Annotated in this window: 24 protein-coding genes and 1 pseudogene; 2 read left to right on the top strand and 23 right to left on the bottom strand. The window is 66.7% G+C overall.

What is annotated here, in order from left to right:
* The 20 genes from tolR to BMY12_RS11355 all read right to left on the bottom strand — a co-directional run bounded on the left by tolR (position 1) and on the right by BMY12_RS11355 (position 19,775).
* Positions 1–417, bottom strand: coding sequence for a protein TolR (gene tolR / locus BMY12_RS11450; RefSeq protein WP_245732469.1), 417 nt, complete (start codon positions 415–417; stop codon positions 1–3).
* Between the two features lie 44 nt (positions 418–461).
* A complete protein-coding gene (gene tolQ, locus BMY12_RS11445) occupies positions 462–1,142 on the bottom strand; it encodes a protein TolQ (RefSeq protein WP_093286108.1) in 681 nt (226 codons plus the stop codon).
* 84 nt (positions 1,143–1,226) lie between these two features.
* Complete coding sequence (gene ybgC, locus BMY12_RS11440; RefSeq protein ID WP_093286105.1) at positions 1,227–1,646, bottom strand: tol-pal system-associated acyl-CoA thioesterase; 420 nt, start codon at positions 1,644–1,646, stop codon at positions 1,227–1,229.
* Positions 1,643–2,671: a Holliday junction branch migration DNA helicase RuvB gene (gene ruvB, locus BMY12_RS11435; protein ID WP_093286102.1), complete on the bottom strand. Its 1,029-nt coding sequence runs from the start codon at positions 2,669–2,671 to the stop codon at positions 1,643–1,645. Before ruvB ends, ybgC begins: the two co-directional genes overlap by 4 nt.
* Positions 2,668–3,258, bottom strand: a complete 591-nt coding sequence (ruvA, locus tag BMY12_RS11430; protein WP_093286099.1) for a Holliday junction branch migration protein RuvA — start codon at positions 3,256–3,258, stop codon at positions 2,668–2,670. Before ruvA ends, ruvB begins: the two co-directional genes overlap by 4 nt.
* On the bottom strand, positions 3,255–3,797 hold the full coding sequence (gene ruvC, locus BMY12_RS11425) for a crossover junction endodeoxyribonuclease RuvC (RefSeq protein WP_093286096.1): 543 nt from the start codon (positions 3,795–3,797) through the stop codon (positions 3,255–3,257). Before ruvC ends, ruvA begins: the two co-directional genes overlap by 4 nt.
* A gap of 10 nt (positions 3,798–3,807) precedes the next feature.
* Positions 3,808–4,527 carry a YebC/PmpR family DNA-binding transcriptional regulator gene (locus BMY12_RS11420; protein ID WP_093286094.1) on the bottom strand — a complete coding sequence of 240 codons (720 nt, stop codon included), beginning with the start codon at positions 4,525–4,527 and terminating at the stop codon, positions 3,808–3,810.
* 19 nt (positions 4,528–4,546) lie between these two features.
* Entirely contained in the window at positions 4,547–5,131 is a 585-nt protein-coding gene (locus BMY12_RS11415) for a YfaZ family outer membrane protein (RefSeq protein WP_177188960.1), read from the bottom strand.
* 2 nt (positions 5,132–5,133) lie between these two features.
* A complete protein-coding gene (lpdA, locus tag BMY12_RS11410) occupies positions 5,134–6,570 on the bottom strand; it encodes a dihydrolipoyl dehydrogenase (protein ID WP_093286087.1) in 1,437 nt (478 codons plus the stop codon).
* 78 nt (positions 6,571–6,648) lie between these two features.
* The gene (locus tag BMY12_RS11405) at positions 6,649–7,206 is read right to left on the bottom strand and encodes a hypothetical protein (protein ID WP_143068933.1); all 558 of its coding nucleotides are present in this window, start codon (positions 7,204–7,206) and stop codon (positions 6,649–6,651) included.
* Between the two features lie 81 nt (positions 7,207–7,287).
* On the bottom strand, positions 7,288–8,157 hold the full coding sequence (locus tag BMY12_RS11400) for a metal-dependent hydrolase (RefSeq protein WP_093286082.1): 870 nt from the start codon (positions 8,155–8,157) through the stop codon (positions 7,288–7,290).
* Between the two features lie 104 nt (positions 8,158–8,261).
* Entirely contained in the window at positions 8,262–9,281 is a 1,020-nt protein-coding gene (locus tag BMY12_RS11395) for an AraC family transcriptional regulator (protein ID WP_093286080.1), read from the bottom strand.
* A gap of 78 nt (positions 9,282–9,359) precedes the next feature.
* A complete protein-coding gene (gene odhB, locus BMY12_RS11390) occupies positions 9,360–10,562 on the bottom strand; it encodes a 2-oxoglutarate dehydrogenase complex dihydrolipoyllysine-residue succinyltransferase (RefSeq protein ID WP_093286077.1) in 1,203 nt (400 codons plus the stop codon).
* A 73-nt stretch (positions 10,563–10,635) separates the two neighbouring features.
* Positions 10,636–13,488, bottom strand: a complete 2,853-nt coding sequence (locus tag BMY12_RS11385) for a 2-oxoglutarate dehydrogenase E1 component (protein ID WP_093286075.1) — start codon at positions 13,486–13,488, stop codon at positions 10,636–10,638.
* A gap of 226 nt (positions 13,489–13,714) precedes the next feature.
* Positions 13,715–14,611 carry a UTP--glucose-1-phosphate uridylyltransferase GalU gene (gene galU, locus BMY12_RS11380; protein WP_093286072.1) on the bottom strand — a complete coding sequence of 299 codons (897 nt, stop codon included), beginning with the start codon at positions 14,609–14,611 and terminating at the stop codon, positions 13,715–13,717.
* Between the two features lie 30 nt (positions 14,612–14,641).
* The gene (locus tag BMY12_RS11375; RefSeq protein ID WP_093286069.1) at positions 14,642–15,499 is read right to left on the bottom strand and encodes a MaoC family dehydratase; all 858 of its coding nucleotides are present in this window, start codon (positions 15,497–15,499) and stop codon (positions 14,642–14,644) included.
* A gap of 52 nt (positions 15,500–15,551) precedes the next feature.
* Complete coding sequence (gene ccmI, locus BMY12_RS11370) at positions 15,552–16,772, bottom strand: c-type cytochrome biogenesis protein CcmI (protein WP_093286067.1); 1,221 nt, start codon at positions 16,770–16,772, stop codon at positions 15,552–15,554.
* A complete protein-coding gene (locus BMY12_RS11365) occupies positions 16,769–17,203 on the bottom strand; it encodes a cytochrome c-type biogenesis protein (protein ID WP_218140172.1) in 435 nt (144 codons plus the stop codon). The genes ccmI and BMY12_RS11365 overlap by 4 nt, the downstream gene beginning before the upstream one ends.
* A gap of 68 nt (positions 17,204–17,271) precedes the next feature.
* Complete coding sequence (locus BMY12_RS11360; protein ID WP_177188958.1) at positions 17,272–17,793, bottom strand: DsbE family thiol:disulfide interchange protein; 522 nt, start codon at positions 17,791–17,793, stop codon at positions 17,272–17,274.
* A complete protein-coding gene (locus tag BMY12_RS11355; RefSeq protein ID WP_093286064.1) occupies positions 17,793–19,775 on the bottom strand; it encodes a heme lyase CcmF/NrfE family subunit in 1,983 nt (660 codons plus the stop codon). The genes BMY12_RS11360 and BMY12_RS11355 overlap by 1 nt, the downstream gene beginning before the upstream one ends.
* A 171-nt stretch (positions 19,776–19,946) precedes the next feature.
* Here BMY12_RS11355 and BMY12_RS11350 point away from each other — a divergent pair, with 171 nt between their 5' ends.
* Both BMY12_RS11350 and BMY12_RS11345 read left to right on the top strand, forming a co-directional pair.
* On the top strand, positions 19,947–21,413 hold the full coding sequence (locus BMY12_RS11350) for a trypsin-like serine peptidase (RefSeq protein ID WP_093286062.1): 1,467 nt from the start codon (positions 19,947–19,949) through the stop codon (positions 21,411–21,413).
* A gap of 110 nt (positions 21,414–21,523) precedes the next feature.
* Positions 21,524–21,799 (top strand): annotated as a pseudogene (locus BMY12_RS11345) (type II toxin-antitoxin system RelE/ParE family toxin); the annotation flags it as partial.
* A 67-nt stretch (positions 21,800–21,866) separates the two neighbouring features.
* Here the strand turns inward: BMY12_RS11345 and ccmE are convergent.
* The 3 genes from ccmE to ccmC are packed head-to-tail and all read right to left on the bottom strand — an operon-like array spanning position 21,867 to position 23,249.
* A complete protein-coding gene (gene ccmE, locus BMY12_RS11340) occupies positions 21,867–22,334 on the bottom strand; it encodes a cytochrome c maturation protein CcmE (RefSeq protein ID WP_177188957.1) in 468 nt (155 codons plus the stop codon).
* Positions 22,331–22,498, bottom strand: coding sequence for a heme exporter protein CcmD (ccmD, locus tag BMY12_RS11335; protein ID WP_245732468.1), 168 nt, complete (start codon positions 22,496–22,498; stop codon positions 22,331–22,333). Before ccmD ends, ccmE begins: the two co-directional genes overlap by 4 nt.
* Positions 22,488–23,249, bottom strand: a complete 762-nt coding sequence (gene ccmC / locus BMY12_RS11330; protein WP_093286051.1) for a heme ABC transporter permease CcmC — start codon at positions 23,247–23,249, stop codon at positions 22,488–22,490. Before ccmC ends, ccmD begins: the two co-directional genes overlap by 11 nt.

Genomic DNA, 23,249 nt, shown 5'->3' with positions numbered 1-23,249 from the left:
TCAGCGCGAACCACGACCGGGCTTGGCCTCGGCCGGGGTGGTGACAAAACCGATCTTGGTCACGCCGGCGCTGCGCAGGATGGCCATGCCACGCGCGACGTGCTCATACGGCACCTTGGCGTCGCCCTCGACCAGAATCATCTGCTCGGGCCTTTCCGTCATCAGCGTGCGGACCTTGTCCTCCAGCGCCGTATCGTCCAGGGCCTGGCTCTGCTTGTCGCCGACATTGAGCAGGAACCTGCCGTCGGCGGTGACGGAGAAGATCACGTCCTCGTTCTGCGAGCTGAGCGACTGCGCATTGGCCTCGGGCAGCTGCACTTCGATGCCCTGGGTGAGCAGGGGCGCGGTGACCATGAAGATGATCAGCAGCACCAGCATCACGTCGATGTAGGGCACGACGTTGATTTCGGCGTTCATCCGCCGCTTCTTGCCGCCGCGCTGGGGCAAAGAGGCGCCCATGATCAGTGCTTCCCGGCGCGCAGGCCGCGCTCGATGATGCCGATCATCTCGTCGGAGAAGATCTGGAAGCGGGTGTCGAGCTGCTCCACGCCGCGGGTGAAGAAGTTGTAGGCGATGACCGCCGGGATGGCGGCGAACAGACCCATGGCGGTGGCAATCAGCGCCTCAGCGATGCCCGGCGCCACGGTGGCCAGCGAGGCCTGCTTGACGTTACCGATGGAGATGAAGGCGCTCATGATGCCCCAGACCGTGCCGAACAGACCCACGTAAGGACTGGTGGAACCGATGGTGGCGAGCAGCGACAGGCCGCCTTCCAGCTTTTCCACTTCGCGGGTCTGGGTCACGCGCATCTGGCGGTGCACCGAGGCCAGCACGTCATCGGTATCGACCTTGCCGGTGGTCTGCTGGCGCACGAATTCCTCGTAACCGGACAGGAAGATCGATTCGACGCCGACATGCGCGGTATTGCGGCGCGCCTGCTCGTGCAGATCGGAAAGATTGCCGCCGGCCCAGAAACGCTCCTCGAACTTCACGGCTTCCTTGTTGGTGCGCGAGAGCAGCGCACGCTTGCCGAAGATCACCGCCCAGGACACCACGGAGGCGACGATCAGCAGCGCCAACACCACCTGGGCCAGAGCGCTGGCCTGAAGAATCAGATGCAGGAACGACAGATTGGCATTCATGGACGCAGGAATCCTAGGGCCGAAAAACTCAGCAGATGAATGAATATGAAGCGGATATAGCCGCGTATTGTTAACGACTGTCGTTCAATCCGCCAGTTCCGCGCCACGCAGGCGGTCGAGCATGGCCGATGGCAGGGCGAGCGGCGCAAAGCGCTGGGCATCCACACAGCCCACCTTCGCCTGCGCCTCGCAGAGCAGCACGCCGTCCTGGCGCAGCACCCGCTGCGCAAACTGCAGGCTGGCGCGCCCCAGCCTGCTCACCTCGGTCTGCACCTGGAGCCTATCGTCCAGGCGCGCCGGCAGGCGGTAGCGGATCTGCAGCTCGGCCAGGGTGAAGGCGATGTTCTGCTCGCGCATCAGCGCCTGCTGGTCATAGCCGTGCGCACGCAGCCATTCGGTGCGGCCGCGCTCGAAATAGCGCAGGTAATTGGCGTGATAGACCACACCGCTGGCGTCGGTGTCCTCGTAATAGACCCGAAGCTGCAGGCTGCTGAGCTGACTCATGGATTGAACAGATCGGCGCTGCGCTCGCGCGCGGGTTCGGGCAGGCCGTAGTGCTGATAGGCCAGACGCCCGGCGATGCGGCCGCGCGGCGTGCGCATCAGATAGCCCTGCTGGATCAGATAAGGCTCGATCACGTCCTCCAGGGTGTCGCGCGCCTCGCCGATGGCGGCCGCGAGATTGTCCAGGCCGGCGGGGCCGCCGTCGAAGCGCTCGATCAGGGTCAGCAAGAGCTTGCGGTCGAGTTCGTCCAGGCCCTTGTTGTCGATGGCCAGCAGCTGCATGGCCTGCGCCGCGAACATTTCCGTGATCACGCCATCGCCGCGCACCTCGGCGTAGTCGCGGGCACGGCGCAGCAGGCGGTTGGCGATACGCGGCGTGCCGCGCGAGCGCCGCGCGATCTCCAGCGCGCCGCTGTCCTCCAGCGGCGTGCCGAGGATGCGTGCCGAGCGCTTGACGATATAGGTGAGGTCTTCCACCGAATAGAACTGCAGGCGCTGCACCAGGCCGAAACGGTCGCGCAGCGGACTGGTGAGACTGCCGGCGCGGGTGGTGGCCCCCACCAGGGTGAAGGGCGGCAGGTCCAGGCGGATGGAACGCGCCGCCGGGCCCTCGCCGATCACGATGTCGAGCTGGTAGTCCTCCATCGCCGGATAGAGCACTTCTTCCACGATCGGCGAGAGACGGTGAATCTCGTCCACGAACAGCAGATCGCGCGGCTCCAGATTGGTCAGCAGCGCCGCCAGATCGCCGGGCCGCTCCAGCACCGGTCCGGAAGTCTGGCGCAGGTTCACGCCCATTTCCGCCGCGAGGATATGCGCCAGAGTGGTCTTGCCCAGACCGGGCGGGCCGAAGATCAGCACGTGGTCCAGGGCCTCGCCGCGCTTGCGTGCGGCCTCGATGGCAATGCCCAGCTGCTCGCGCACCGCCGGCTGGCCGATGTAGTCCTCCAGCCGGTGCGGGCGGATGGCGCGCTCGATGCGCTCCTCGTCGCCCGCGACTTGTGCCGAGACGATGCGCTCGCTCATCGCACCGCCCGACGCAGGGCTTCCTGGATGATCTGCTCGGTACTCATGCCTTCCTTATACACGGCCTCGGTGAAGCGCCCAATCTCGGCCGGCTTGTAGCCCAGCGCCGCCAGCGCGCTGCGCGCCTCGGCCAGCGCCCCGCCCGGCCCGGCCGCGGGCAGACTCACGCCCGGAACCTCGCCCACGCTGCCGGCCTTGTCGCGCATCTCCACCACCAGGCGCTCGGCGGTCTTGCGGCCCACGCCCGGCAGCTTGGTGAGCCGCGCCACATCGCCGGCGCGCACGGTGTTCCAGAACTCTTCCACGCTCACGCCCGAGAGCACGGTCAGCGCGAGCTTGGGGCCCACGCCGGAAATCTTGATCAGCTCGCGGAACAGGTTTTTCTCGGTGAGGCTGGCGAAGCCGAACAGCAGATGCGCGTCCTCGCGCACCGTCAGATGGGTATGCAGGGTGACGGTCTCGCCCAGCGCCGGCAGCTTGTAGAAGGTGGACATCGGCGCTTCGATCTCATAGCCCACACCGCTGACATCCACCAGCAGCGCCGGGGGCTGCTTGACCAGCAATCTGCCGCTGATGCGCCCGATCATGCGCGGCTCCAGCGCAGACCGCTGCGGCGGCGCTTGCCCACGCCCAGACTGGCCAGGTTCACCGCCGCCACCGTGCTGCGCGACTGCGCATGCGTGAGCGCGATGGCCAGGGCATCGGAGGCGTCCACCGCCAGCGGGTCTTGCAGCTTGAGCAGAATCTTCACCATCTGTTGCACCTGCAGCTTGTCGGCGCGGCCGCTGCCGGTGAGCGCCTGCTTGACGCTGGACGGCGTGTATTCGGCCACGCTCAGGTCTGCCGCCGCCAGCGCGCAGATCGCCACGCCGCGGGCCTGCCCCAGCACCAGCGCCGACTGCACGTTCTTGTTGACGAAGACCTGCTCCACCGCGGCTTCCTCGGGCTGGTACTCGGCGATCAGCGCCGCCAGTTCCCGGCTGATCTGCAGCAGGCGCTGCGGCATTTCGCCGGCGGCGGTGCTGATGCGCCCCGCCACCAGCAGCTGTGCGCGCCCGCGCTGCGCATCGATGATGCCGTAGCCGGTGTGGCGCGATCCCGGATCGATGCCGATGATGCGCGTCACCGAGGCACGCTCAACTCAGGTCCGCGTTGGAATAGACCTTCTGCACATCGTCGAGGTCTTCGAGCATCTCGATGAGCTTGGCCACCGACTCGCGCTGCTCGCCGGCCACTTCCACCATGGTGCCCGGACGCAGGGTGAGATCGGCCTGCACGGCCTTCAGCCCCTTGGTCTCCAGCGCCTGCTTCACCGCCTCGTAGTTCTCGGGGCTGCTCAGCACTTCGGTGTAGCCGTCTTCGCTGAGCACGTCGTCGGCGCCGGCTTCCAGCGCCACTTCCAGAATCTTTTCTTCCTGCGCGGCATCACCGGCGGTTTCGAAAAAGATCTGGCCGACGCGCGTGAACATGTAGGCCACCGCACCGCTGGTGCCGAGATTGCCGTGGTTCTTGGTGAAGGCGTGACGCACATCGGCCACGGTGCGCGTGGGATTGTCGGTCATGCAATCGACGATGATCGCCACGCCACCCGGACCGTAGCCCTCGTAACGGATTTCCTCGAAGTTGTCCGCGCCGCCCTCGCCGGTACCGCGCTTGATGGCGCGCTCGGCGGTGTCCTTGGGCATGTTGGCGGCGAAAGCCTTGTCCAGCACCAGACGCAGGCGGGAATTGGCTTTCGGATCACCGCCGCCGGCTCGCGCGGCGACGGTGATTTCGCGGATGAACTTGGTGAACAGCTTGCCGCGCCTGGCGTCTTCAGCGCCCTTGCGCGCGGCAATGCTTGGACCTCGACCCATGAGGGATGCCCCGCTTGCTTTAGAAGTTGAGACCGATGCCGGCGAAGAAGCCGTTATCGACCGTGACATCCGGGCCGCCGTCCAGGCCCAGGCGCGTGTTGCGGTAGCCGACGCTGAGCACGGCGCTGCGGCTGAGCTCGTAGCTGAGCGAGGCGCCCAGATCGCGGTAGCTGTCCAGATCGCCGAAGCTCACCACGCTGGGGGCGTAGTAGGCGTAAGTGGAGACCAGGAAGCGGTCCGCACCCGGCACGCGCAGGCTGGCCTGCACACCCGGCGCCACCGCGCCGCCGTCGGCATTGTCGCCGCCGGCGAACACGCCGCGCAGACCCACGCCGACCTTGATCGGGAAGTCTTCGATGCCGGCATCGCCGGAGGCCAGCACGCCGGCATGCGCCACGTAGCTGTTGTCGCCATCCTTGCTGCGGCGCATGAAGCCCAGGTCATACTGGCCTTCCACACCGCTGAACAGGCGCGACAGCGGCCCGGTCAGACCGAAGCGGAAGGAGTCGCTGGACAGGCCGAAGCTGATCGACTCGGCGCTGGCGGCGCCGCTGGCGATCAGCAAGGCCGCCGCAGCGGCGCCCAGAGCTGCATTCTTCTTCATCATCATTTCTTGACCTTGTTGACCGCATGAATGGCGCGGCCATCCACGGACAGCACCGCTTCGTGGAAGTTTTCCGAAAGCGTCGGGTGACCGTGCATGGTCAGCGCGATGTCTTCGCAGGTGGCGGCGAACTCCAGGCCCAGCACCGCCTCGGCGAGCAGCTCGGAGACATAAGGACCCACCATGTGCACGCCGAGGATACGGTCGGTCTTGGCGTCGGCGATGACCTTGATCACGCCATTGGCCGCTTCCATGGCCTTGGCGCGACCGTTGGCGGCGAAGGGACCGCTGCCGATCTTGACCTCGTAGCCCTGGGCCTTGGCCTGCTCTTCCGACAGCCCCGTCCAGGCCACTTCCGGCGCGGTGTAGATCACGCTGGGAATGGCCTTGTAGTTGACCTGGGTGTGATGACCGGCGAGCTGCTCGGCCAGGGCCACGCCTTCTTCGATGGCCTTGTGCGCCAGCATCGCGCCGCCGATCACGTCGCCGATCGCATACACGCCCGGCAGATTGGTCTTGTAATGCGCGTCCACCTTCACGAAGCCGCGCTCGTCCAGCGCCAGGCCCACGCCCTCGGCATTCAGGCCGCGGGTGTTGGGACGACGGCCGACAGCGACGATCAGCTTGTCGAAGGTTTCGCTCTTCTTCTCGCCGTTCACCTCGTATTCGAGTTCAACCGCCTTGCCGGTGTTCCTGGCGTTCAGCACCTTGGCACCCATGCGGATGTCCAGGCCCTGCTTGGCGTACTGGCGCTGCGCTTCCTTGGCGACCTGCGCATCGACCATCGGCAGGAAGGTCGGCAGGGCTTCGAGAATCACGGTCTTGGCGCCCAGGCGGCTCCACACGCTGCCCAGCTCCACGCCGATCACGCCGGCGCCGATGATGCCCAGGCGCTGCGGCACCTCGGTGAAGTCCAGCGCGCCCCAGGAGTCGACGATGTTCTCGCCGTCGATGGGGGCGATCTTCAGGTTCACCGGATCAGAGCCGGTGGCCACGACGATGGTCTTGGCCGAGAGCACCTGCTTGTCACCCTTGTGCGGGGTGAATTCCACCTTGCCATCGCCCAGCAGCTTGCCGAAGCCTTCCAGGCCGGTGACCTTGTTGGCCGCGAACAGCTGCTTGATGCCGCCGGTCAGGCTCTTGGAAATGGTCTGCTTGCGGGCCTGCATCTTGGCGATGTCGATCTTGAAATCGCTGCCGCTGATGCCGTGCGCGCCCAGCTCGTGCTGGGTGCGATGCCAGAGCTCGGAAGATTCGAGCAGGGCCTTGGAGGGAATGCAGCCGGCGTTGAGGCAGGTGCCGCCAAACGCCGGGGTGTTGTCCTTGTTGAGCCAGGCGTCGATGCAGGCGGTCTTGAAGCCGAGCTGCGCCGCGCGAATGGCCATCGGGTAACCGGCAGGGCCGCCGCCGACCACCAGCACATCATACTGATCCGTCATGTCGCTCCTTACGCGTCCAAGCCGCGCATTTTAGCGATGAGCCCGGCGTCGCGCACGGCGCAATGGCCGCACCGACACTCAAAACGTGAAACGCAGGCCCGCCCAGATGTCATTGAGCTCGATGCTGTCCAGCCGCGTGTAGCGATATTCGGCGAAAGCGCCCAGGCCGCCGCTGATCTGGCCGGCCAGCCCCCCGACGAATTCCGGCCCGTCATTGTCCTTGAGCTTCACGTAACCGCCACGACCGTAGATCGACAGACGCGGCGTGACGCTGGCCGCCAGACCCAGATGCGCGGCGCCGCCCTGATCGTCCAGCACGTTGGGCAGATGCAGGTCCACGTATTCCAGCTGCCAGTAGATGAAGGCGGAGTCATCGGTCCAGGCGCCCATGCCGAAACCCGCGCGCCATTGCTTGAGCGAACCGGCATCGACATCGTTCTTCTGGTACTGGCCGGCCAGGAACAGATCCGGGTCGGCGCTGAGCTTGGCGGTGACGCGCGCACCGAAACCTTCGCCGGTGGCGTCGCCGGAGTCCTGATGGGTATAGAAGGCGTCCAGGCCGACGGTGGGCCCGTAAGCGCAAACCGGCAGTGCCGGCGCGGCAAGCAGCAAGGCGGCGCTGAGGCGCTTGAACATGATCATCTCCCTGTAGGCCGAAAAAAAGCGCTGCTGCCGCGAGGCAACAGCGCGGGCAAGCTTAGCAGGGGACGCGCACGCTCAGGCGCTGGCGGCTGACATCACCGCGTCGGCGGCGGCGATCGCATCGCCGCCCGTGCCTTCATAGCACTGCCGCCAGCGCTGGTACTCCTGCAGCTGGCCATGCTGCCAGGGATGAAAGCCGGGCTTGAAGTAGCGCAGGTAATGCAGCATCAGGCGCGGGTAAAGACCGCCAGGACCATAGAGCCACCACAGACCTTTCAGCCAGACCCGCGTCCGCGACTTCACGCCATCGACACGGAACATGTGCGCCATGATCAGGAACACATGCAGCGGGAAGGTCAGCGAGACCTGCAGCATGGCCAGGATGCGCGTGAAATAGCCCACGCCCGCCACCTTCTTCATCACGTCGTAGGCCACCGCCTTGTGCTCGATCTCCTCGACCGCGTGCCAGGCGTACATCGCCCGCACCTGCGCATCGGCGTCGGCAAACAGATCGGTGCCGAAGAAGCCATGCGCCATCAGCGCCGTCATGTGCTCGGCGGCGGCGGTCTGCGCCAGGGTGTAGGTCTTGGGCAGATGGCCGCGAAAGCCGTCGAACATCACGCGCCGCTGCTGCGCGAGGATGTCGTCGACGGCAATGCCCTGCGCCTTCAGATGATCGTTGAAGCCCGTGTGCACCTGCGTGTGCTGGCCTTCCTGATAGATGAAATCCTTGATCTCGGCCTGCAGCCGCGGATCACGCACCTGCTCGCGGTAGTCACGCACGCAGGCGATGAAGAAACGCTCGCCCTCGGGAAACAGCAGCGACATGGCGTCGAAGAAGCGGGTCTTGAACACATCGCCGCCGAACCAGTGCCGCGGCACGCGGCTCCAGTCGAACGCCGGTCCCTTGCGCGCGATGATGCGCTCTGTGCTGCCGCCAGCCATGCCCGTCTCCTCTTTGAAAATTTGCTTTGCCGCATGCTGGCGCCAGAGGCGGCTTCGCGGCTATGACCGCCGGGCCCGCAAAGGAACATTTCGCGACAGCGCGCTCAGCCGCCCTGCGCCCGATAACGACTCGGCGTCATGCCCGCCCAGCGCAGGAAGGCGCGGGTGAAGCTGCGGCGATCGGAAAAGCCCAGGCGCTCGGCGATGGTTTCCAGATCCAGGGCACGGTCGTCCAGATCGCGCAGTGCCAGACGGTAACGCACGCGGTCCTGCAGCTCGGAGTAGGCCTGCCCCTCCTCGCGCAGCCGCCGCTGCAGGCTGCGCGGATTCATGTTCAGCCGCCGCGCCATGCGCAGGATGCCCACCCCGAGCAGATGCGGCTCCTGTTCGAACTGCGCCTCGACCAGGGCAATCAGGCCGCTGTGTCGCGGCAGGTGCGCGATGCGCTGCGCCACGCGCTGCCCGGCCTGACGATGCAGGCTGGGAATCGCGCCGGGCCGCGGCGCATCCAGGCTGGCGCGCGGCAGCTGCAGGGCATTGAACGGCGCCTCGAAATGCAGCGGCAGATGAAAGCATTCGGCGTAGACCGCCACATGCGGCGGCGGCGGATAGCGCAGGTGCAGGCTCGCGCTGCGCTCCAGCTGCGGCGCCAGCAGGCGCCCGAACTTCAGCACCGAGGCGAACAGCGCCTCCACGAAATACGGCTGCGCCGGCGTGGCGCTGCCGGCGCCATACAGCACCAGCCGCCCCCACTCGCCCTGCTCTTCCACGCGCACATCGATCAGCGGATTGATCAGCTCATGCACCCAGCGAAACGCGGTGGCGGCCTCGCGCAGCGTCGGGCTGGTGGTGATGAAGGTCTCGATGTCCGGCAGATATTCGAAGGCGAAGGTCTCGCCCAGCACGAAGGGAAAATGCCGCTGCCGCGAGCGCGCCACGCAGCGCGCCATCACCTGTTCCAGCAGCTTGCTGCCGATGGTGGCCTGTTCCAGATGCAGCAGATCGGTGTGGATGCCCAGCTCGTCGAATACGCTCTGGATGTTGAAGCCGCACAGCGCCGCCGCCTTCACCCAGTTGGGCAGCGTGACGAAGGGAATGGCGCGTTCCGGAGCGAGCGATGACATGCCCCGCAGTATGCCCAAGCGGCGCCACAAACGAATCGGGCCCCGTTGCGGGGCCCGATGTCGTCGCGGCAAATGCGCTTACAGCGAGAGCAGCATCTTGGCCGGGTCTTCCAGACATTCCTTGATGGTGCGCAGGCCCAGCACCGCTTCCTTGCCGTCGATGATGCGGTGATCGTAGGACAGGGCCAGATACATCATCGGCCGGATCACGATCTGGCCGCCGACCACCACCGGACGCTCGGTGATGCCGTGCATGCCCAGAATCGCCGACTGCGGCGGATTGAGGATGGGCGTGGACATCATGGAGCCGAACACACCGCCATTGGTGATGGAGAAGGTGCCGCCGGAGAGGTCTTCCATGGTCAGCTTGTTGGCCTTGGCGCGCGCGCCGAAGTCGCCGATCGACTTCTCGATGTCGGCCAGCGAGAGCTGGTCGGCATCGCGCAGGATCGGCACCACCAGACCACGCTCGGAGGACACCGCAATGCCCAGGTCGTAGTAGCCGTGGTAGACGATGTCATTGCCGTCCACCGAGGCGTTGAGCACCGGATACTTCTTCAGGGCCTCGACCGTGGCGCGCACGAAGAAGCTCATGAAGCCCAGCTTCACGCCGTGGGCCTTCTCGAACTGATCCTTGTAGCGCGCACGCAGTTCCGACACCGCCTTGAGATCCACCTCGTTGAAGGTGGTCAGCATGGCCGTGCTGTTCTTGGCTTCCAGCAGGCGCTCGGCGATGCGTGCGCGGATGCGCGTCATCGGCACACGCTGCTCCTCGCGCGCGCCCAGCGGACGCGGCGCCGGCGCGGCGGCGGCAGCCTTCGGCGCCTCGGCCTTGGCGGCGGGCGCGGCCTTGGGCTGCGCGGCATAAGCCTTGACGTCTTCCACGGTCAGGCGACCGCCCTTGCCGCTGCCGGTGATGGCGCTGGCGGAGAGATTCAGCTCGGCGAGCAGCTTGCGCACCGCCGGGCTCTGACCGTCATCGCTGGCGGTGGCGGCCGGTGCTGCGGCAGCGGCCGCAGCGGCGGGCTTGGCGGCAGCGGCCGCGCCCTCTTCCAGCAGGCCGAGCACATCGCCGGCCTGCACGGTGGCGCCGGCCTGCACGCGGATTTCCTTGAGCACGCCGTCGGCGATGGCCGGCACTTCCAGCATCACCTTGTCGGTTTCCAGATCCAGCAGATTGGCTTCACGCGAGACCGCGTCACCGGCCTTGAAATGCCAGCTGGCGACGGTGGCCGAGGAGACGGACTCGGGCAGGTTGGGGACTTTGATTTCGATGGCCATGAGGATCCTTGTCTGGCTTTGCTTCTTATAGAGCTTGTGCGGGGAGCTTGTGCGGGGATGATGGTTTAGCGGCTTACATGCGCTTGCCGCCGGACAGCGCCTGCTGCACCACCTCGGCCTGTTCCTTCTGATGCACCTTGAGGTAACCGACGGCGGTGGTCGAAGCGCCCTTGCGCGTCGAGTACAGCATGTGGTGCTGCGGCTGCAGATAAGCGGCCAGGCGATGCTTGATCTGATACCAGGCGCCCTGGTTCTCGGGCTCCTCCTGGCACCAGACGATGTCCTTGGCGTTCGGCCAGGCGGCCAGCGCGGCTTCGTAGCCTTCGCGCGGGAAGGGATAGAGCTGTTCGATGCGCACGATGGCGACGTTGTCGAGCTTGTCCTTCTCGCGGGCCTGCACCAGATCGAAGTAGACCTTGCCCGAGCAGAACACGATGCGCGTGACCTTGGCCGGATCCAGCTTCTCGGCTTCCTGAATCACCGGCTGGAAGCTGCCCTTGGTGAGATCGTCGAGCGAGGACACCGAGAGCGGATGACGCAGCAGCGACTTGGGCGTCATCACGATCAGCGGCAGACGCGCATTGCGCTTCATCTGACGGCGCAGCATGTGGAACATCTGCGCCGGCGTGGACGGCACGCAGACCTGCTGGTTGTTTTCCGCACACAGCTGCAGCCAGCGTTCCAGACGGCCGGAGGAATGCTCGGGGCCCTGACCTTCGTAGCCATGCGGCAGGAAGATGGTCAGGCCGCAGACGCGACCCCACTTGGCGTAGCCGCTGCTGATGAACTGGTCGAACAGCACCTGCGCGCCGTTGGCGAAGTCACCGAACTGCGCTTCCCAGATCACCAGCGATTCCGGATCGGTGGTGCTGTAGCCGTACTCGAAGCCCAGCACGCCTTCTTCGGACAGCAGGGTGTCGTTGACCACGAAGCGGTACTTGTCGCTGACCAGATGGCGCAGCGGCGTGTAGCGCGCGCCGGTCTTCACATCATGCACGGTGGCGTGGCGATGGAAGAAGGTGCCGCGACGCGCGTCCTGACCGCAGAGGCGCACGTTGAAGCCATCCTTGGCCAGCGCCGCATAGGCCATGGTCTCGGCAAAGCCCCAGTCCATGGCCAGCTCGCCGGCGGCCATCTTGGCGCGGTCTTCCCAGATCTTCTGCACGCGCGGATGCAGCACGAAGCCTTCCGGCAGCTTGAGCAGCTGATCGGAGATGGCCTTCACCGACTGCGCGGTGATGGTGGTGTCCACCGGCGCATCCCAGGTGCCGCCCAGATACTTGGACCAGTTGACGGTGTGCTTGTTGCCGACCAGCCCCAGCGTGACGCGCGCGGTGTTCAGGCCCTTGTCCAGACCGGTGCGGTATTCCTTGACCAGGCGCTCCAGGTCGCCCTTGGCGATCACGCCTTCCTCTTCCAGCTTCTTGCTGTAGAGCGTCAGCGTGGTGGGATGCTTCTTGATGATCTCGTACATCACCGGGCTGGTCACCGAAGGCTCGTCGGCCTCGTTGTGGCCCAGGCGGCGGTAGCAGCAGATGTCGACGATCACGTCCTTGTGGAATTCGTTGCGGAAGTCCATGGCCAGACGGGTGACGAAGGTCACCGCTTCCGGATCGTCGCCGTTGACATGGAACACCGGCGCTTCGAGCATCTTGGCCAGGTCCGTGCAGTAGCGCGAGGTGCGCACCTCGTGACCGGCGTCGGCCTCGATGGGATTAGGCGTGGTGAAGCCGATCTGGTTGTTGACGATCAGATGCAGGGTGCCGCCGGTGGCATAGCCCTTGGACTGCGAGAGCTGCAGGGTCTCCATGACCACGCCCTGGCCGGCAAACGCCGCGTCGCCGTGAATCAGCACCGGCACGATCTTCTGGCCCACCTCGTCCAGGCGCCGGATCTGGCGCGCCTTGACCGAGCCTTCCACCACCGGATTGACGATTTCCAGATGCGAGGGATTGAAGGCCAGCACCAGATGCAGGCGCTTGCCCTCCACTTCCACGTCGGTGGAGAAGCCCATGTGGTACTTCACGTCGCCGGCGCGCGACAGCGCCTCGACCGAGTACTTGCCTTCGAATTCGGCGAACAGATCGGAGGGCGACTTGCCCAGCACATTGATCAGCACGTTGAGGCGGCCGCGATGCGCCATGCCGATCACGATCTCATCCACGTCGCGCGCCGCGCAGCCGCGCAGCATCTCGTCCATGGCCGGAATCAGCGAGTCGCCGCCTTCCAGGGAGAAGCGCTTCTGGCCGACGTACTTGTTGTGCAGATAGCGCTCCAGGCCCTCGGCCGCCACCAGCTGCTGCAGCACTTCGCGCTTGCGCTCAACCGCCAGCTTGGGCTGGAAGGCCACCGCTTCGAGGCGCTTCTGAATCCAGCGCTTCTCGGTGGTTTCGGTCAGATACATGTACTCGGCACCGATGGTGTCGGTGTACACGTTCTTCAGGATCTTGATGATCTCGCGCAGCGGCAGGCGGTCGCCGCTGGCCGCCAGGGTGCCGGTGTTGAACACCGTATCCATGTCCGCCGCCGTCAGGCCGTGATGCGCCGGATCGAGATCCTCGGGCGGGGTGATCGAGACCAGATTGAGCGGGTCCAGACGCGCGGCCTGATGGCCACGCATGCGGAAGTAGTTGATCAGGCGCAGCACGCCGGCCTGCTTCTCGGCGGCGACGGCATCGAAGCCGGCCTCGGCGGCCACCAGCCGCCGCGGCTCGCGCGCCAGACGCTCGAAGCGCGCCACCACCTCGCTGTGCGCCTGCTCGCGCGGGGCGCTCTGATCCTGGATCAGGCGGAAGTAGGCCCGCCAGCTGGGATCGACCGACTCCGGGTCGTCGAGGAACTGCTCGTAATAAGCCTCCACGTAGGGCGCGTTGGCGCCGTTGATCGAAGAGGTCTCGATAAAGCTCTGATACTTGCTTGTCGCCATGGGCTTGACTGCAACGGTTTCGTGTTGGGGGTCTGGATTTTTTTGTTGGAATGATGCGTGCTGCTCGTTCCGGGCCCAGCGCGACGAAATACCGGCGCGCAAAGATTCAGCCCGGCAGCCAGGGCCTCCCATGTACGCCCACACCCGGTTCCGGGTGGCAGGCGCCGATGTTCTGGGAGACTTTCACTGGTGTTCTGCTAAAGACCTGCGCGTCTTGAAGCGGCGCTCAGGCGCGCTTCTTCTCGTCCTTCCAGCCGGCGGTGAGCTCGGACAGGTAGGTGCGGAATTCGGAGGCCAGTTCGGGATGCTTGAGGCCGAACTCGACGTTGGCGCGCAGGTAGCCGAGCTTGGAACCGCAGTCATGACGCACGCCTTCGAATTCGTAGGCGAGCACGGTCTGCTCGTTGAGCATGGCGCTGATCGCGTCGGTCAGCTGGATTTCGCCGCCGGCGCCGCGCTGGGTGCGTTCCAGCAGCTTGAAGATGCGCGGCGTGAGGATGTAGCGGCCGACCACGGCGAGATTGCTCGGCGCCTGCTCGGGCTTGGGCTTCTCCACCATCTTCTTGATTTCCGACAGGCCCGGGCCGATCGGCTGGGTATCGACCACGCCGTAGCTGCCGACTTCTTCCTGCGGCACGCGCTGCACGGCCAGCACGCTGGTGCCGTACTGCTGGTAGACGCGGTGCATCTGCGACAGACAGGGCTGCAGGCGGCCGTCGATGAGGTCGTCGGCGAGAATCACATAGAAGTCTTCGTCGCCCACCGCCGGCCAGGCCTGCAGCACGGCGTGGCCCAGGCCCAGGGCCTCGGCCTGGCGGATGAAGATGCAGGTCACGCCCGGCGGCACGATGCCCTGCACCGTCTCCAGCAGCTTGTTCTTGCCGCGCGCAGCGAGTTCGGCTTCCAGCTCATAGGCCTTGTCGAAGTGATCCATGATGGAATTCTTCGAACGGCCGGTGATGAAGATCAGTTCCTGCGCACCCGCGTGAATCGCCTCCTGCACCGCGTACTGGATCAGCGGCTTGTCGACGATGGGCAGCATTTCCTTGGCGCTGGCCTTGGTGGCGGGCAAAAAGCGGGTGCCCATACCGGCCACCGGAAATACCGCTTTGCGGATGCGCATCGAAACCTCCCGATTTAGAGGGGCGTGATTTTAGCGCAGCACGCCGCTCAAATGGACCTTGTCGCTGTTACGGGCAAGCAGACTGAATTCGATGCCCTGGGCGGGATCGGCGGCGCGGCTGTACTTGAGGGCGGCGCGCCCGGGCAGAAACAGCGGCTGACGGAACTGCGTCTCCAGCTCGCGCGGCGGCGCCGGGAGCTGGCCTTCCAGCAGCGCGGCGCAGTGCGCCATGGTCCACATGCCGTGGGCGATGTGGCGCTTGAAGCCGAACAGCTTGGCGCTCCAGGGCGTGAGGTGGATGGGATTGAAGTCCTTGCCCACGCGCGCATAACGGCGGCCGAGATCGGCCGGCGCATCGACGCTCAGATATTCGGCCAGCCGCGCCGGCGGCGGCGTGCTGCGCGGCGCCGGTCCCTTGGGTCCCGGCATACGGTGCAGAATGGTCATGGTCTCCTGCCAGACCAGCTCGCCGGCGACGCTCACCTCGGACAGCACATCGAATTCCAGACCCTGGCGCACCTGGCGCGACTCGCCCAGGCGCACGTCGAAGTCGAAGCGCTCGTCGGCACCCAGGCCGCGACGCTGGCTGATGTGATTGCGCAGATGCACCAGCCCCAGCAGCGGCAGCGGAAACTGCCGCTGCACCATCAGATGCATGTGCAGGCCGGCGGCCATGACGTGCGGAAAGGTGATGGGCAGCTGCTCGCCGGCGGCAAATCCGCAGACCTCGCGGTACTCGGCCAGCTGCGTGGCCGAGACCGCCACATCACGCACCTGCACCGAGAGCTGTGGCAGCTGCAGCTTGCCCTTGGGGCGGCGCAGCGCGGTGGCGGCGGCTTTCAGGAAAAGGCCTTCGGCGGAAGGCAGCTGGGCCAGCGTGGCGTTCATCGTGATCCTCGATTCGAAATTGAAGAAGCCGCCGGACAGGCCTGCGAGCCCTTCAAGGCAGCTGCTGATCGATCAGCAGTTCCAGGGGCTTGCCGGCCTCGGCGCGGCGCGCAGCATGCCGGCCTTCCAGATCGCCGGACAGCGCCTGCGCGCCAGCCCCCGTGGTCAAACGGGCCGTCACTTCCCAATCGCTGAAGGCGGAGAGTTTCATGCTGGGCATCATCGCCAGGCTGTCATCTAGCACCACGGACAGCGGCAGCTGCGGCGACTCGATGCGCTTCACCGCCAAGGGCATCGCGGGACCGTCCTTGGCCTTGGCGAACACCAGCAGGGTCATGCCCGGCTTGAGCTGCGCCCTGAGCGCCTCGGCCAGGCTCACCTTCACCGTGAGCCTCACCGCTGCCGGCGTCGCCGGCGCCGCCGGCAGGCTGCGCCCGGCGCGCTTGGCCAGTTCCGGCAGCTGTGCATCCAGCGCCTGGGCCACGCCCTCGGGCAGCGGCTGCGCACGCAGCTTCAGCCAGCGCTCGTAGGCGGCCTGCACATCGCCGGCCTGCAACGCCGCCGCGCCACCGTAGAACAGGGCCTTGGCATTGTCCGGCTGCAGCTTCAGCGCCTGCTCGAACAGGGCGCGCACACTGCCCAGCTCGTGACGGCCATCGGCGATGCCGTGCGCCTCGCCCTGCGCCACCAGCCACTCGGGCTGCGGCTGCGCGGCGCTGAGCAGATTGGCACGGGCGTAGGCTTTCTCGGCTTCGCCGGCACGCTGCAGCACCATGTAGGAGCGGCCCAGCATCGCCCAGGCTTCGGCGTCTTCCGGCTGCGCCTTCAGGCGCTGCTCCAGCTCATCGACCAGATTGCGCACCATCTGTTGTTCGGCCGCCGCCGGATCGTTCGCGGCCAGCGTGATCAGCTCGCGCGTGCGCCAGCTGTCGCCGCGCCAGTACAGCGCCGCGCTGGCCGCCGCCAGCAGCAGGGCCAGCCCCACGGCCAGCCGGTAGCGGCGCGGCGATTGCGCGTAGGCCTGATCCTGGCTCGCGGCATCCTGCAGCAGGCGCGCCGCCGCTTCCTCGCGCAGTACGCGCGCGGCCTCGGCATCGAGCTGTCCGACCGCCTGCTCGGCCTCGATTTCGGCCAGCCGGGTTTCGTAAGCGCCGACATTGGCCTGCCGTCGCCGCTGCGAGACCAGCTCGGCACGTCGCCACAGAGGCCGCGTCAGCCACAGCGCCGCCAGCAGCGCCAGCACCAGCATCGCCGCATAAGCCGGGATATTCATCGCCGCGCGCCCTCATCCTCGCGATGCTCGGCATCGAGCAGCGCCTGCAGGGCCTGCGCATCGACCACCGGCGGCGCCACCGGCGACGCCCGGCGCCGCGTGAAGCGCAGCGCCAGCAGCACCGCCAGCAACAGCAGCACGAACGGCCCGATCCACAGCAGCCAGGTCGTGGGCTTGAACGGCGGCTTGTACAGCACGAAGTCGCCGTAGCGATCCGTGAGATAAGCCTTGATCTCGGCATCACTGCGCCCCGCCTCGATCTGCTTTTTCACCTGCTCGCGCAGATCGGCGGCCAGCGGCGCATTGGAATCGGCGATGGTCTGGTTCTGGCAGACCAGGCAGCGCAGCTGGTTGATCAGGGTCTGGTAGCGGGCTTCGTCTTGCGGCGTGAGGGCCGAGGCATGAGGCGTGGCGAAGAACAAGCAAAGCAGGAGCGCGCTGACTGCGGCCACGCCGTTGCGCCTCACGCCGCCCGCCTCAGGCCTCACTGCTGTATGCCTCACGGCCTGCTCCCGAAGTGCTGCGCAATCCTGTCTTCCCACACACGCTCGTTCATGGCGCCGATCTGCTTGTAGACGATGGTGCCCTGCGCATCGAGCACGAAGGTTTCCGGCGCGCCGTAGACGCCCCAGTCCAGGCCGGCGCTGCCTTGCGGGTCGCTGATCACCGTGCGATAGGGATTGCCGTGCCGCGCGAGCCAGGCCTGCACGTCCTCGGGCGTGTCCTTGTAATCGACGCCGATGATCTCCACGCCCTTGGCGGCGAGCTGCATCAGAAAGGGATGCTCATCGACACAGGCCGCACACCAGCTGGCGAAGTAGTTCACCAGCACCGGACGACCCTTGAGGTCTTCGGTCTTGAGCAGGCTGCCTTCACGGCCGAGCACCGCCAGCGACAGCGCCGGCGCCGGCTTGCCGATCAGCGGGCTGGGCACTTCGCGCGGATCGTGACGCAGACCGATGCCCAGCAGGACCAGCAAACCCAGCAGCAGCGCCACCGGGACGAGATAACGAAGACGCATCAGGCGGGCACCTGCGAAGAAAGAGGCTGCGTGCTGGCAACGCGCGCCAGACGATAGCGACGGTCGCTGACCGCGATCAGGCCGCCGAGCGCCATCAGCACCCCGCCCCACCACACCAGCCGCATCATCGGCTTGTAGTACAGGCGCAGCGCCCAGTCGCCGCCGGCATTGTTCTTGTCGATGGGTTCGCCCAGGGCCACGTACAGATCGCGCAGCGGCGTGTGATCCACGGCAGCCTCGGTCATCACCTGGCGCGTGGCGCGATACAGGCGCTTCTCGGGCTGCAGGCTGGCCACCGGCCGGCCCTCGTGCTCGATCTGCACCTGCGCATGATCGGCGTCGTAATTGGGGCCCGGCCGCGGCACGATGCCGTCGAAGCGGAAGGCATAGCCGGCCAGTTCGGCGGTCTGGCCCGGGCCCAGGCGCACGTCCTGCTCGATGCTGTAGAGACTCACGAAGGTCACGCCCAGCACCCACACCCCCAGACCGGCATGCGCCAGGCTCATGCCCCAGACCGCGCGCGGAATCTGCGTCAGGCCCGCCCAGGCTTCACGCCGGGCACGCACGCGACGCCAGAGCTCCTGCACGCTGGTCAGCAGCATCCACAGCGCCAGCACGCCGCCGGCCACGGCGGGAATCAGCAGGCGATGCCCCAGCAGCAGCGGCAGCAGCGCACCGCCGATGAGTGCAGCCAGCAGCGGCAGGCGCGCGCGCCTGAAGACCTCTGCGACGCGCGCGCGCTTCCAGCCCACACTGCTGGCAAAACCGATCAGCACCGCCAGCGGCGCGGTCAGCGGCAGAAACACCATGTTGAAGTACGGCGGTCCCACCGAGACCTTGCCCAGATTGAAGGCCTCGGCCAGCAGCGGATACAGGGTGCCCAGCAGCACCGCGGCAGCGGCGGTGACCAGGAACACGTTGTTGAGCAGCAGCAGCCCTTCGCGCGAGAACAGCGCCAGCTCACCTTCGGAGACGAAGCGCGGCGCGCGCCAGGCGTAGAGCACGAAGGCGATGCCGAGCACGGCGGCCAGGAAGCTCAGGATGAAGATGCCGCGCGCCGGATCGGTGGCGAAGGCATGCACCGAGACCAGCACGCCGGAGCGCACCAGGAAGGTTCCGAGCAGGGACAGCGCGAAGGCCAGAATCGCCAGCAGCACGGTCCAGGCCTTCAGCTGCCCACGCTTTTCGGTGACGGCCAGGGAGTGAATCAGCGCCGTGCCGACCAGCCAGGGCATGAAGGAGGCGTTCTCCACCGGGTCCCAGAACCACCAGCCGCCCCAGCCCAGCTCGTGATAGGCCCACCAGGAACCCAGCGTGATGCCGCCGGTGAGAAACAGCCAGGCGGTGGTGGTCCAGGGCCGCGTCCAGCGCGCCCAGGCCGCGTCGAGCCGGCCGGAGATCAGCGCCGCCAGGGCAAAGGCAAAGGCCACCGAAAAACCGACATATCCCATGTAGAGCATGGGCGGATGAATCACCAGACCCGGATCCTGCAGCAGCGGGTTCAGATCGCGGCCGTTGTCGGGCACCGGAAAGTTGACCGTGAAAGGATTGGATGTGAGCAGGATGAACAGCAGAAAGCCGATGCCCACCGCGCCCAGCACCGCCAGTGTGGTTGCCGCCAGATCCGGCGGCAGGCGGCGGTTGAACACCGACACCGCCGCGCCCCAGGCGCTGAGCATGAGCACCCAGAGCAGCATGGAGCCCTCGTGCGCCCCCCAGACCGCGCTGATGCGATAGGCCAGCGGCAGATCGGAATGACTGTTGGCGGCCACGTAGGCCAGCGACCAGTCCCGCGAGACGAAAGCCCAGGTCAGGCAGAGATACGAGGTGAGAATGAGCAGGAACTGGGTCTGCGCGGCACTGGCGGCAGTCGCCATCAGACGGCGGTCGCGGCGGTACACGCCCCAGGCCGGGAGCAGCAGCTGCAACACCGCCACCAGCAGTGCGGCAATCAGGGCGAAATGGCCCAGCTCTGGAATCATGTCGAGACTTCGCTTCGTTTTCTCGCCGGTCTGCCTGGCTCGGCCCGGCTCAAGGTGCAAGCCCGCTATTTTACGGGATACGCGCGGCGCGCCACTGACCGGCAGCAAGACGGCGCTTGCTTGGGCAAGCGCCAGCGGTAAAAGTTCAGCCTGCCGCCACCGACCCTCACCATGATCCGCGCTCTGACCGCCCTGCTGCTGTGGCTGTGCCTCACCCCGCTCGCGCAGGCCGCCATGCTGCAGACCGACGGCGCGGCAGTCACGCAGGCCATCGCCGCCGTGCAGAACGATCCGCGCGCGTATGCGGCAGCGGTGGCGCTGAGCGCCGATCAGGACAGCGGCAGCTGGGACAGCCCCGAAGCCGGCATCGCGCGCTGGCAGCTGCAGCTGACCTCCGCCGGCGCGCGCAATCTCGCGCTGCGTCTGCGCAGCCTGCAGCTGCCCGCCGGCGCCAGCCTGAGCCTGATCGGCAGCCAGGATCGCCAGACGCTGGCGCTCGGCGCCGCCGCGCACGCGCGCGTGCTCCCCATGGTGCGCGGCGAGACGCTGCTGCTGGAGGCACGCATGCCCAGCGCCGCGCGCGCCGGCTTTGCCATCGCCATCGACCGCCTCTACCACGGCTTTCGCGGCCTGGGCCCGGAACAGAGCGTGGTGGCCAAGGGCTATTTCGGCGACGCCGGCCATTGCAACATCGACGTGGTCTGCAGCCTGGCCGACAACTGGCGCGCGGAAATCCGTTCCGTGGTGCTGCTCACGGTGCCGGTCAGCAAAGGCGTGCTGCGCTGCACCGGCACGCTGATCAACAACAGCGCGCAGGATGACCGCGCGCTGGTGCTGACCGCGCATCACTGCGAGATCGACAGCAGCAACGTCGCGGACACCGTTGCCTACTTCAATGTGCAGAAATCGGTCTGCGGCGGCAGCGGCGATGGCCCGGTCAGCCAGTATCTCTACGGCAGTCAGGTGCTGGCGCAGAGCAGCAGCGGTGATCTGACCGACCTCACGCTGTTCGAACTCGCCAGCAAACCGCCCGGCGCCTTCGATGCCTACTACGCCGGCTGGGATGCGCGCGGCAGCGCCCCGGCCTGTGGCGCGAGCATCCATCACCCCAGTGGTGACGACAAGAAGATCAGCTTCTACGCCAGCGCCGCGGCCTCGGACAATGTGCTGGTCAGCAACTTCCGCGTCGATACCTGGGCCGTGCAGTGGACGCGCGGCACCACCGAGGAAGGCTCATCCGGCGCCGGCCTGTGGAGCGAGAACCATCGCCTGGTCGGCACCCTGTCCGGCGGCAGCGGCGCCTGCGCCAGCAGCACCAGCAGCAGCAACAACGGCGGCACCGACTACTACGCACGTCTGGATCGCGCGCTGTCGCTCAACGGCAATCTGAGAAACGCCCTGGATGCCGCCGGCAGCGGCTGCAGCGCCATCAACGGCAAGCAGCCCGGCAGTGCCGGCCCCGCCGTGTGCGCCTCCGACAGCGGCGGCAGCTGCGGGCTCAACGGGGATACCTCCGTGCGCGCGATCAGTGTCGGCGGTGGGGGCGGAGGCGGCGCCTGGGATTGGCGGTCGCTGCTGGTGCTGATGTTGCTGGGCGTCTGGCACGCTGTCCTCTGCTGCCGTGGGCGGCCAGACTGAGGACCAGATCAGGAGGCCGACTCCCGCGCCGGACAGGTGATCGCCGTCGAAGACTTGATGAAAGAGCTTGGCATCGCCGAGTGAAGGGGTATTAGACCGTTGAGGCGCGCAGCCGGCTGCTCGATACCCAGGCCTATATTGCGCTGGACTCCGCGACAGCGGCGCAGCAAGTGCTGAGACGCTTGCTGCTGCGCTCGAGCAAGCTCGCCGAGCAGCCACTCAGCGGTCGCAGAATTCCGGAGTATCCCGAGTCCGCGCTACGTGAAGTGCTGGAGCGGCCGTTTCGCTTGATCTACCGCATCATCGCCGAGCAGCAGCAAATCGACATCGTGACGGTCAAGCACTACCGCCAGAGGCTGCCGCCCAGGCCCGAACAGCTTGGCTGACGCACGAACCCGGAGTGATGACGACGGCTCCAGGCGCCCGGAAACATTCGAGCTGCGCAGATCGGCCTCAGCGCGCCGCCTGCTGCATGGACTTGAACGGCGCGCAGTTGTGCTTGCCGTCGGCGCTCTTGAGTGACTTGGCCAGTTCCGGCGGCATGTAGTTCTCGTCGTGCTTGGCCAGCACCTCGTCGGCGACGAAGGTGCCTTGCTGCATGCGGCCGGTGGCGACGATGCCCTGCCCTTCGCGGAACAGGTCGGGAAGAATGCCCTGGTAACGCACCGGCAGGGATTTCTCGCAGTCTGCCAGCGTGAACTCCACGTTCAGACCTTCACCGCGCTTGAGGCTGCCCACCGTGACCAGGCCGCCCAGACGCAGGCGCGCGTCCTCGCTGACGCGATGCTCCACCAGATCGGTGGGCGTGTAGAAATACATCATGTTCTTGCGCGCTGCGCTCAGCACGAAATAGGCCGAGAGGCCCAGACCCAGCAGCAGGGCCGCCACCGCCGCCATGCGTTTCTGTCGCTTCGTCATCACTCGTCCACCGGCTGTTCGCCTTCACTGTCCGCCAGGCTGTCCAGCAGCCGGCGGCGCTGCGCGCGCGCGCTCAAGACATTCCACAGATGCACGGCCAGCGCCGCGCCGAAACTGCCCCAGACGTACAGCGCATAACCACCCATGTTCCAGAATTCAGCTGACATGGGGATCTCCGCCGAGTTCCGTAAGGGTTTCCCGAACCCAGCGGGTGTTGCGCTCGCGGGACAACAGCTCGTTCTGCGCGCGACGCAGAATCGCCTGGCCGGCCAGCAGATACGTGGCCAGCAGCGCCGCGTACAGGGGCACGGCCATCTGCGCGCTGATATTGGGCTTGCCGAACTTCAGCACCGTGGAGCCCTGATGCAGGCTGTTCCACCACTCCACCGAGAAATGCACGATCGGCACGTTGACCACGCCCACCAGCGCCAGCAGCGCACAGGCACGCGCCGCCGCGCGCGGCTCGTCGAATGCGGCTTTCAAACCCATCACGCCCACGTAGAGAAACAGCAGCACCAGCTCGGAGGTCAGGCGCGCGTCCCAGACCCAGTATGCGCCCCACATCGGCTTGCCCCAGAGCATGCCGGTGAGCAGGGCCAGGGCGGTGAAGCTGGCGCCCACCGGCGCGGTGGCGATCAGCACGCACTCGGCCAGCTTCATGCGCCAGATCAGCGCAATGCCGCCCGCCACCGCCATCAGCATGTACAGCGACAGCGACACCGCCGCCGCCGGCACGTGCACGTAGATGATGCGGAAGGCGTCCTTCTGCTGGTAATCGGCCGGCGCCAGCACCAGTCCGGCGTACCAGGCGTAGGCCAGCGCGGCCAGGCCAAGGCCGCCCAGCCAGGGCGCCAGCGTGCCGGCAAAGCGGTAGAAGCTCGGCGGCGAGCCCAGGCGGTGAAACCAGGTCCAGTTCAT

Origin of the sequence: Solimonas aquatica, assembly GCF_900111015.1 — a bacterium.
Lineage (GTDB): Bacteria > Pseudomonadota > Gammaproteobacteria > Nevskiales > Nevskiaceae > Solimonas > Solimonas aquatica.
The sequence above is the reverse complement of the archived record's forward strand: the minus strand, read 5'-3'. Positions and strand labels throughout refer to the sequence as shown.